This is a genomic window from Streptomyces sp. NPDC086519, from assembly GCF_040686075.1.
Classification (GTDB): domain Bacteria; phylum Actinomycetota; class Actinomycetes; order Streptomycetales; family Streptomycetaceae; genus Streptomyces; species Streptomyces shenzhenensis.
Map to the genome: position 1 here is coordinate 32,945 of NZ_JBFBJL010000074.1, position 9,166 is coordinate 42,110.

Sequence of the window (9,166 nt, forward strand, 5' to 3'; positions counted from 1 at the left end):
ACGGCAGAAGCCGGCACCCGCCCGGACGCCCGGGGCGCGGCGCGGCGTCCGCGACGAGGTGCCGCGCCCGGGCGGGCCGTCGTGATCGCCGCACTCGTCGCGGCCTTCCCGGTCGTGCGCGGTCCCGTCCCCCTCTGGCGGACGCACGGGTGAACCACCCCCTGGCAAGGGACCGTTCGGCACGGGCCGGGAACCCCTCGGCCCACGCGTCGCGCGGCGGGTCGCGGGCACTGTGGTCGTACGGCATGTCGAGGGAGGCCGCCATGGTGGAAGAGACAGGCAACAGCATCGTGGTGGGCGTCGACGGCTCCGAAGCGTCCCTGGCCGCGTTGCGGTGGGCGGCCGAACATGCCCGTTCGACGCACGCGAACGTACTCGCCGTACGCGCCTGGGAACCGGCCGGCACCCGGTTCGCCCCGTACGCTCCCACGCCGGTCCGGCCCACCCCCGCGGAGCAGCGTGCGGAGGCCGCCAGGGTGCTCGCCGCGACGGTACGAGAGGTCCTCGGCCCGCGAAACGGCCGGTCGGCACGGGCCGTCCTGGTGGAGGGGCCGCCCGCACGGGTGCTGCCGGCACAGGCGGCCGGAGCCCTGCTTCTCGTACTGGGGCGCAGGACGCACGTCCAGCGGGAGCTGCCCGAACTCGGTCCGGTCGGCCGCGCCTGTGTGCGCGGTGCCACGGTTCCCGTCGTCATGGTGCCCGCCGCGCCGCACCCGGCCGCGTCGCCAGGGGCCGCGCGGGACGCCGGGCGACACGGACCCGGGGCGCGGCACGCGCACGGCGGCCCGTGCCCGCCGGCTGAGCCGACGCGGGCCTCGCCGGCCTCGCGGGCCTCGCGGGAAGGGACGCCGGCGCCCGTGTCGGCGGTCGTCCGATGAACTCGGTGACCGGCGGGGCGAGCCGTACCGCATCGAGGAAGCCCACCTGGTGCGCCCGCCGGCCCTGAGGGACCTTCGGCCCGCTCACGGGGCCGGAGAGCCCCTGCCCAGGCCGGCGGCGCACGGAGACGCTGGTGGTACGGAGCCTGCACCACCCGGACGCGGGCGCGGATCCGAGAGAGGTGAGGATCGTGCTTCGCCCTGTAGTCGTAGGACTGGACGGATCGCGGGAGAGCCTCACCGCCGCCGACTGGGCGGCGCGCGAGGCCTTGCGGCGCGGCTTGCCGCTGCGCGTGGTGTACGCGGCCGAGGTACCGGCCGCCGGTGAGTCGGAACTGCCGGAGCTCTCGGTTCCGCGCCACTGGGCCCGGCGGATCCTGCGCGACGCCATGGCCCAGATCAACGAGCGGTATCCGAAGCTGTACCTCAGCGCGGAGCAGATCCCCCGGCCCGCCGCCGAGTCGCTCGTCGCCGCGGGTGACGCCGGGGAGATGCTGGTGCTCGGCAGCCGGGCGTTCAGCGGGTTCGGCGGGTTCCTGGCCGGTTCGGTGGCGCTGCAGACGGTGACCCGGACGGAACGGCCCGTAGTGCTCGTCCGCGCCGATCAGACCGTCGAGGACGAACACGTCCTGGACGCCGAGGGGCGCCCGTCGGCGGACACCCCGTACCGGCCCGTGGTCGTCGGAGTCGACGCGGTGCGGCCCGCCGAGCAGGTGCTCGCGTTCGCTTTCGAGAACGCGGCCCTGCGCGGCGCGCCCCTGCGGGTGGTGTACGCCTGGCGGCTGCCACTGGTGCGGGCCACCGCGGAGGCCGGGGCGCACCGGGCGGCGGAGGACGCGGCCCGGCAGGCCCTGAGCTCGGCGCTCGCCCCGTGGCGGGAGAAGTTCCCCGCCGTGGAGATCGTCGAACAGGCGGAGGAAGGGCATCCGGCGCAGCGGCTGCTGTGCGCCGCGCAGGACGCCGGTCTGCTGGCCGTCGGCCGCCGGATCCGTCCGGCCCGGCTGGGGCCGCACACCGGGCCGGTCGCACACGCCGTCATGCACCACGTCCGCTGCCCGGTCGCGATCGTGCCGCACGAGTGAGTTCCCCCAGGGCCGGGGCGCCGTACGGCACGGGTCCGATCCGGCGCCACGGCCCGATCCGCGCCTCAGGAGGGTGCCGCGTGCCAGGTCCGTATTCACGGCCGTGGCGGTCAAGGGGCCGTCACGGCCGCTGAGTTGCTGTCGGTGGCCGCGTTCGTGGAGGGCCGGTACGCGCAGGCGTTCCCCAGCTTCGGCTCGGAGCGGACGGGCGCGCCGGTGATGGCGTTCTGCCGGATCGACGACCGTCCGATCCGCGTCCGGGAGCAGGTCACCCGCCCCGACGCGCTGGTGATCCAGGACGCGACGCCGCTGCACCAGGTGAACGTCTTCGAGGGCCTGCGGCCGGCAGGCCCGGTCCTGGTGAACTCGCCGCGCGGCGCGGACGGCCTGGGCCTGGACACGCTCACCGGGCCCGTCGTCACCGTTCCCGCCACCGCGCTCGCGCTGCGCCATGTCGGCCGCCCGGTGCCCGGGGCCTCGGCACGGTGTACGACGTCGTCGACGAGATGCGCGAGCGCGGGGTGCGGACCGGCGCCCTGGCGATCACCTCCTTCCGTCCTTCCGGCCGTTCCCGCTGGAGGCGGTGCACGCCGCGCTCGGCGGCTCCCGTCAAGTGGTGCTGCTGGAGCGCGCGTTGGCGGTCGGCATCGGCGGGATCGTGTCGGCGAACGTACGCACCGCGCTGTCCGGGATCCAGCTGGACGGCCACACCGTGGTGGCCTGGCTCGGCGGGCGGGCGATCACCAAGGCCTCGCTGCACCGGCTGTTCGCGGACGCGATCGCCGGCCGGCTGGAACAGCTGACCTTTCTGGACCTCGACACCGAGCTGATGGAACGGGAGCTGGCGCGGATGGCCCGGAACCGGAGGTCCGGTCCGTCGGCGGAGAACATCCTGCGCGATGTGGGGAGCAACCGATGAGCGGCACCGACGTGAAGTTCTACCAGGTCGGCAGCTTCGCCGCCGGGAACCGGCTGCTGGGCCCCGATGTGCAGTCCGACCAGGCCGACCCGGACCGCTCCAACGCGCTCACCTGCGGACACCGCGCCCGCCAGGGCTGCGGCGAGGCACCCGGCGCGCCCTTCGGGCAGGGCAAGAACCTTCCGCTGATCGCGATGGCGCACGAGATCCCGTATGTGGCCACCGCCACCGTCACGGGCCTGCGGGACCTGGAGGCCAAGGTGCACCGGGCGATGGGGATGCGCGGCGCTGCATGTCGTGCGGCAACTGCTTCGAGTGCGACAACTGCTACGGCGTCTGTCCCGACAACGCGATCACCAAGCTGGGCTCGGGCAAGGGGTTCTCGATCGACCTGGACTACGGCAAGGGGTGCGGGCTGTGCGCGGCCGAGTGCGCGTGCGGGGCAATCGACGTGGTGCCCGAGGAGTGAGGTGAGGCAGAGGCCGCGTTCGGCCACCGGCACAACACGGCAGGCCCCGTCGCGGGGCCTGCCGTGTCGCTGTGTGTTTCCGGAGGTCAGAGCAGCCAGCGGTTGCGGCTGACGAAGGGCAGCCGGGCCCAGACCTTGCCCAGGCCCCAGACCGTGCCGGCGCCCATGGCCGCGAGGGCGATGAGGACGACGGCGTAGACGAGGTGGTAGTCGGCGAACGGGTTGGGGGACATGCTCGCCGAGCCGTCCGAGAGGTGCTTGGCCGGCGGCCACTCGGCGATCCACATGAACGCCATCATCAGCGTGCCGGCGGCCGCGGTGATGCGTAGGCCTATGCCCGCGATCAGCGCGAGGCCGATGCCGAGCAGACCGAGCATGAACAGCCAGTCCGCCCAGCCCTGTCCGGCCCAGTCGTGGAATGTCGACTCCATCGGGCCCGCGGCGACACCGCTCAGGAAGCCCTTGGTGGGCGAGCCGCCGTCGATCCAGCCCTTGCCGGACGGCGTGGCGTAGCCGAAGCCGAACGTCTTGTCCAGGAACGCCCACAGGAAGACGAACCCGGTCAGCATGCGGAGCCCGGCGAGCACGTATGCGCTGGTCGCCGTCGCCGTCGCGGTCGCCACCTCACCGGTCGCGGGCGCCGTCCCGGTCCCGCGCAGGGACGGGAGGTGGAACCCGAGGTGCCGGCGGGGGTGGTCGTGGTGGACTGCCATGATGGTCATCCCTTCCAGGGGGTGGTGCGTGGGAATCTGACGACTCTCGTTGCACCTTCAATGTCCCCCTGTCGTGGCCGCCCCGCAGGGGGCCGCACCGCCCGTCGCACGGGGCCGAACGTCCCTCTTCGCGAGGGACGTTGAGTACCCGTCAGCTAGGGCAGGGAACCTCAGTCGTCCGAGTTACCCTGTGAGGCGGTCTTGGAGAAGCCGTCGTGCCATGCCGCCTTCGCACCCGAGTCGCCGATGCGGTAGACGTCCACCACGGCGCCCGCCGCCACCGCGAGCGAGAGGACCACCGCCGCCACGCGCATCGGCATGGCGGACCAGACGCCCGTGCCCTTGGCGTCCGTCCGGGGCTCGGCGGTGGCGCGGGCACCCCACCAGACCAGGGCCGCCAGGACGAACAGGCCCGCGGCCCAGGGGAGCAGACCGTCCCCGAGCTCGGCGTGCCGTTCCACCAGGGCGTCCTCCGTGACGTGTCGCTCCAGCCATTCACCGGCCTGGGTCGTGAGCGGCACGCAGACCAGCGAGACCAGGGCCAGGACCGGCAGCACCACGCCCATGCGCCGGGCGACTCGGGGAGAGATCGCCGCGACCACGAGCGCCAGCGCGGCCAGCGGAACGAGCACTACGACGAGGTGCACGAGCAGGATATGGGCGGGCAAGCCGTTTATCAGGGTCATGAACAGATCCTCGGATGAGATGATCACGTGGGTACACGGGCGCCTCAGCTTTGCACAGGAACCTCTCAGTCACCTCTGAGACGGTTCTCACTCCTCAGCCCCGTCCGGAAGCACCAGTCGGCAGGTGTCCCCGGGCTCCACGCGGATCGCGCGTCCCGGGAGGCGGATGCAGATCGACGACCGGTCCGAGGCGGGCACCAGCATCTCCAGCCGTCCTCGCCGCAGGCGCAGCCGTACGCCCCAGTGCCCCTGGTAGCGAAGGGACACGGCGTAGGAGGAGAGTTCCGGCAGCGGCACGGGATCGAGCCAGAGCGCTCCTTCGCGGGTCTCCAGTCCGGTCAGTCCCCGCTGGACGAGGTCGAGGGTGCCCGCCATCGCACCGAGGTGGATGCCCTCTCCGGTGGTGCCGCCCTGGAGGTCGGCGATGTCGCCGCGCAGGGCCTCCTGGACGAAGGTCCACGCGTTCGCGCGCCGGGCGCGGGCCAGGACCCAGCCGTGGACCAGGCCGCTGAGGGTGGAGCCGTGGCTGGTGCGGCGCAGGTAGTAGTCGACCGTGCGCGCCCAGGTCCCGTCGTCCAGCGGGTGCCCCAGCCGCTCGAAGAGTGACCGGAGTTCGGCTGGTGAGAACAGATAGCCGAGCATCAGGACATCGGCCTGCTTGGACGCCTTGTAGCGGTTGACGCTGTCGCCTTCCGCCTCCAGGATCCGGTCGAGGCGGCGGATGTCGTCGTAGCGCTCGCGGTAGCCGCCCCAGTCGAGTTCGGCGAGGTCGCCGTAGCCCTCGAACTGGCTGATGACGCCGTCGTGGAAGGGGACGTGCAGGGTGTGGGACACCTCCTCCCAGTGTTCGAGTTCGCCGTCGTCCAGGCCGGTGCGGCCGGCGAGTTCACGGCGACGTGGCTCGGGCAGCGTCCGCAGCAGTTCCAGGGCGCGGGTGAGCACCCAGGCGGCGGTGATGTTGGTGTAGGCGTTGTCGTCGAGGCCGGGTTGTGGTGCGTCCGGGTAGGCGTCGTGGTATTCGTCGGGCCCGACCACACCTCGGATGCGATGGCGGCCGAGCCGGTCGTCCCAGGTGGCCGAGTCGGCCCAGAAGCGGGCGATCTCCAGGAGCGTCTCGGCGCCCTCGGTGTCCCGGAAGCCGGTGTCGCCGGTCGCCTCGCAGTACTGCCACACGTTGTAGGCGACCGCCGAGCCGACGTGCCACTGGAGCCGTGAGTGGTCCGGGAGCCAGCGCCCCGAGCGGGGGTTCAGGTGCAGTTCCTGGGACTCCTCACGGCCGTCGCTGCCGCTCTGCCAGGGGTACAGCGCACCGCGCCGGCCCATCGCGCCGGCGGCCGCGCGGGCCTGGCCCAGTCGCCGGTACCGGTAGCGGAGCAGCGCACGCGAGACCTCCGGGAAATGCAGGTTGAGGAAGGGCAGGACGAACAGCTCGTCCCAGAAGACGTGGCCGCGGTACGCCTCGCCGTGCAGTCCGCGGGCCGGTACGCCCACGTCCAGGTCCGCCGTGTGCGGGGACAGGGTCTGCAGTACGTGGAAGAGGTGCAGCCGCAGGATCCGTCCGGCCCGGCCGGGGACGTCCAGCTCGGCCTGCCGCCAGAGGTGTTCCCACGCCCTGCGGTGCGATTCGAGGAGAGAGCCGAAACCGGGAGCGCCGGCGACCCGGTCGAGGGCGGCCCGCAGGGGATCGCCGATCGCGGGGTCGCGTGAGGTGTGGACGGCCGCGATCTTGTCGACGACGAGGGTCCGTCCGGGGGTGAGCCGGAGCAGGAGGTGCTGTACGGCGCGCAGCGGTGCCGAGGCCGCCTCGGTGATCGGCGCGTCGGTCACCAGCCGGGCCGCCAGGCCGATCCGGATGTCCGAGGTACTGGTACGGCAGTGCAACCACACGGTGTCCGGGGTGGCGGCCACTCCGCTGTGCACGTCGGTCAGATGGTGCCCGTCGAGGTCGCGGTAGCGCGCCACCCCGGCATTGGTGACGCTTCCGTCGAGCGCGGCCTCGACCTCCAGGTCCCCGGCGTAGCCCTGGGCGGTGAACTCGGTGCGCAGGGCGGCCAGATGCGGGTCGGACATGTGGACGACGCGCTGCTGACGGACGTAGAGCACGCCGCCGTCGCCGAGGGCGAAGCGGGTCCGGCGCTCCAGGAGGCCGGTGGCGAGGTGCAGGACCTGCCGGTGGTCGAGCACCGTGGCGGTGTCCGGGGTGAGCCAGTCACCGCCCGGCAGCCGGAACCGGAGCGGCAGCCAGTTCGGGAGGTTGACCATGTCCTCGTTCTCGACCCGGTGTCCCGCGACGTCCGAGGTGAGCCGGTTGTAGCAGCCGGCCACGTAGGTGCCGGGATAGTGCACGTCGTCGACGGCGCACTCGGGCAGGGCGCCGCGAGTGGCGAAGTAGCCGTTGCCCACCGTGCACAGCGCCTCCCGCAGCCGTTCGTCGGCGGGCAGGTAACCCTCGTACTCCCATGTCCAGCCGCTCACTTCGGCTCCCGGCCCTCGCACTGCTGTCCCGGATGCGGTACGGCGATCCGCGCCGCGACGATCACACCGACTGCGGCACGATCGCCACCGGGCACGCCGCGTGGTGGAGCAGGGTGTGGGCCACCCGGCCCAGCTGAAGGCCGATGTGTCCCTGCCGGCGCCTGGCTCCCACGACGACCAGGTCGGCGGCGGCCGTACGGTGCACGAGAATCCGGTGGGCCGGTCCCTCGGCGGTCACGCTGCGGACCCTGACCTTCGGATGGTCGACCATGGCTTCGCCGAGCAGCGTGTCGAGCAGCGCCGACGCCTTTTCCTCCTGTCGGCGGGCGACCTCCGCGAGCGATGCACGGTCGGCGATCTCGTGGGCGGGGCAGCGCCAGGTCCGGACGACGTCCAGGGTGCTCGCGCGGACCTCGGCCTCACGGAAGGCGAACCGTACGGCCTCCCCCGCGGTGGCGGGCTCCCCCGCGCCCAGCAGGATCCGCTCGTGGCCGCCGGCCAGGCCGATCCTGTCGCCGCGGACCACGATCACCGGGCAGTGTGCCTTGGCCGCCACCGCCAGGCCGACCGAGCCGAGGAGCAGCCCGGCCAGCTCACCCCGGCCGCGTTCACCGGTGACCAGGGCATACGCGTCGTCGCCCGCGCGCAGGAGGGCGCGCACCGGGTCGTCGGCGAGGATGTCGGTGGTGACCTTCACATCCGGGCCGCGCTGTGCGGCGCGCTCGGCCGCGGAGGCGACGATGTGTTCGGCCAGCACACGTTCCGAGGGCCGCTGCGTGCCGTCGAGCGGCACTCCGGCCTCGTACCGCTCCCACCGGGAGGCGTACACCAGCCGCAGCGGGACGTCGTGGCGGGCCGCCTCCTCCACCGCCCAGTCGACCGCGAGCAGGCTTGCGTCCGATCCGTCGACGCCTACGACCAGGGGGAGGGTCATGGTCCCCACCGCCTTTCGTCGGACTGCCACGTCGTGCAGCAGGGGGCTCCACTGTCACCGTGCCACCTTCCGGCAACGGGTTGGAGGGGCCACTCGGCCCGTTCGCGTACCCGATCAGCCCCTGTCGGCGTGGAGCCGCGCGCCCGAGGCTGAGGCCCGGGCCCGCCGGAGTGGAGGGCTCTCGCTACGGCCCGTCCTGGCACGGGCCATGGCCCTGGAGGAGGCTCGGACATGAAGCCCACGAAGGTCGGCGCCGTGATGGTGACCGACGTCGTCACGGCCGGGTACGGCACGCCGTTCAAGGAGCTGGTGCGGCTCCTTGAGGAGCACCGCGTCAGCGGCCTCCCGGTGGTCGACGAGGACGGCAAGGTGATCGGCGTGGTCTCCGGGACCGACCTCATGCTGCACCAGACCCGCGACCCCGGGCACGATCACGCGCACCTCGGGGGGCGCGCCCGGCGGGCGGCCGTCAAGAGCAACGCGACCACGGCGAGCGGTGTCATGTCTTCGCCGGCCGTCACCGTCCGCTCCGATGCCACGGTCACCGAGGCGGCCCGGCTGATGGCCGCACGCCGTGTGGAGCGCCTGCCCGTGGTGGACGTACAGGACCGGCTGGTCGGCATCGTCACCCGTGGCGACCTGCTCCGCGTCTTCCTGCGTTCCGACAAGGAGATCGTCCGGGAGGTCCGGGAGGAGGTCCTCGGCAACACTCTCTGGCTGGCCCCGCAGGCCATAGAGGTCACGGCGCGGGACGGCGTGGTCACCCTCAGCGGTCAGCTGGAGCGGCGCAGCGAGATCCCGGTCGCGGTCGGCATGACGCGCCGGCTGGACGGGGTCGTCGATGTCGTCGACCACCTCTCCTACCGGATCGACGACAAACACCTGCGGCCGACCGAGCAGAAGCTGCACGGCGTGGCCGACGACTGGCTCCGCAGGCTCTGACGGGCGGACACGCGCTCCGCGCCCGGCGCCACCCCGGTGGGGGTGGCGCCGGGCGCGGAGCGCGTGTC

The 9,166-nt window shown here is 73.0% G+C and carries 9 protein-coding genes and 1 pseudogene; 6 read left to right on the top strand and 4 right to left on the bottom strand.

Translation table 11 applies throughout. The annotated features are described in order from the left end of the window. The first annotated feature begins 263 nt into the window (after positions 1-263). The 5 genes and pseudogenes from AB0P24_RS40975 (at position 264) to AB0P24_RS40995 (ending at position 3,348) form a co-directional block, all read left to right on the top strand. Positions 264-878 (top strand): universal stress protein, encoded by a 615-nt coding sequence (locus tag AB0P24_RS40975; protein WP_365803316.1) that lies wholly within the window; start codon positions 264-266, stop codon positions 876-878. Between the two features lie 191 nt (positions 879-1,069). Beyond that, on the top strand, positions 1,070-1,960 hold the full coding sequence (locus AB0P24_RS40980; protein ID WP_365803318.1) for a universal stress protein: 891 nt from the start codon (positions 1,070-1,072) through the stop codon (positions 1,958-1,960). A gap of 144 nt (positions 1,961-2,104) precedes the next feature. Further along, positions 2,105-2,371: pseudogene (locus AB0P24_RS40985) on the top strand (2-oxoacid:acceptor oxidoreductase family protein); the annotation flags it as partial. 172 nt (positions 2,372-2,543) lie between these two features. Beyond that, entirely contained in the window at positions 2,544-2,879 is a 336-nt protein-coding gene (locus tag AB0P24_RS40990) for a hypothetical protein (RefSeq protein ID WP_365803320.1), read from the top strand. Between the two features lie 292 nt (positions 2,880-3,171). Then, the gene (locus tag AB0P24_RS40995; protein ID WP_365803322.1) at positions 3,172-3,348 is read left to right on the top strand and encodes a ferredoxin; all 177 of its coding nucleotides are present in this window, start codon (positions 3,172-3,174) and stop codon (positions 3,346-3,348) included. Between the two features lie 86 nt (positions 3,349-3,434). Here AB0P24_RS40995 and AB0P24_RS41000 read toward each other — a convergent pair whose 3' ends face one another. The 4 genes from AB0P24_RS41000 to AB0P24_RS41015 all read right to left on the bottom strand — a co-directional run bounded on the left by AB0P24_RS41000 (position 3,435) and on the right by AB0P24_RS41015 (position 8,156). Further along, the gene (locus tag AB0P24_RS41000) at positions 3,435-4,061 is read right to left on the bottom strand and encodes a hypothetical protein (protein ID WP_365803335.1); all 627 of its coding nucleotides are present in this window, start codon (positions 4,059-4,061) and stop codon (positions 3,435-3,437) included. Between the two features lie 170 nt (positions 4,062-4,231). Beyond that, complete coding sequence (locus tag AB0P24_RS41005; RefSeq protein ID WP_365803324.1) at positions 4,232-4,747, bottom strand: DUF2231 domain-containing protein; 516 nt, start codon at positions 4,745-4,747, stop codon at positions 4,232-4,234. Between the two features lie 87 nt (positions 4,748-4,834). After that, positions 4,835-7,222 carry a glycosyl hydrolase family 65 protein gene (locus AB0P24_RS41010; protein WP_365803326.1) on the bottom strand — a complete coding sequence of 796 codons (2,388 nt, stop codon included), beginning with the start codon at positions 7,220-7,222 and terminating at the stop codon, positions 4,835-4,837. Between the two features lie 61 nt (positions 7,223-7,283). After that, on the bottom strand, positions 7,284-8,156 hold the full coding sequence (locus AB0P24_RS41015) for a universal stress protein (protein WP_365803328.1): 873 nt from the start codon (positions 8,154-8,156) through the stop codon (positions 7,284-7,286). A 231-nt stretch (positions 8,157-8,387) separates the two neighbouring features. Between AB0P24_RS41015 and AB0P24_RS41020 the strand changes: the two genes are divergently transcribed. Next, the gene (locus tag AB0P24_RS41020) at positions 8,388-9,098 is read left to right on the top strand and encodes a CBS domain-containing protein (RefSeq protein ID WP_365803330.1); all 711 of its coding nucleotides are present in this window, start codon (positions 8,388-8,390) and stop codon (positions 9,096-9,098) included. The last annotated feature ends 68 nt before the right edge of the window (positions 9,099-9,166 follow it).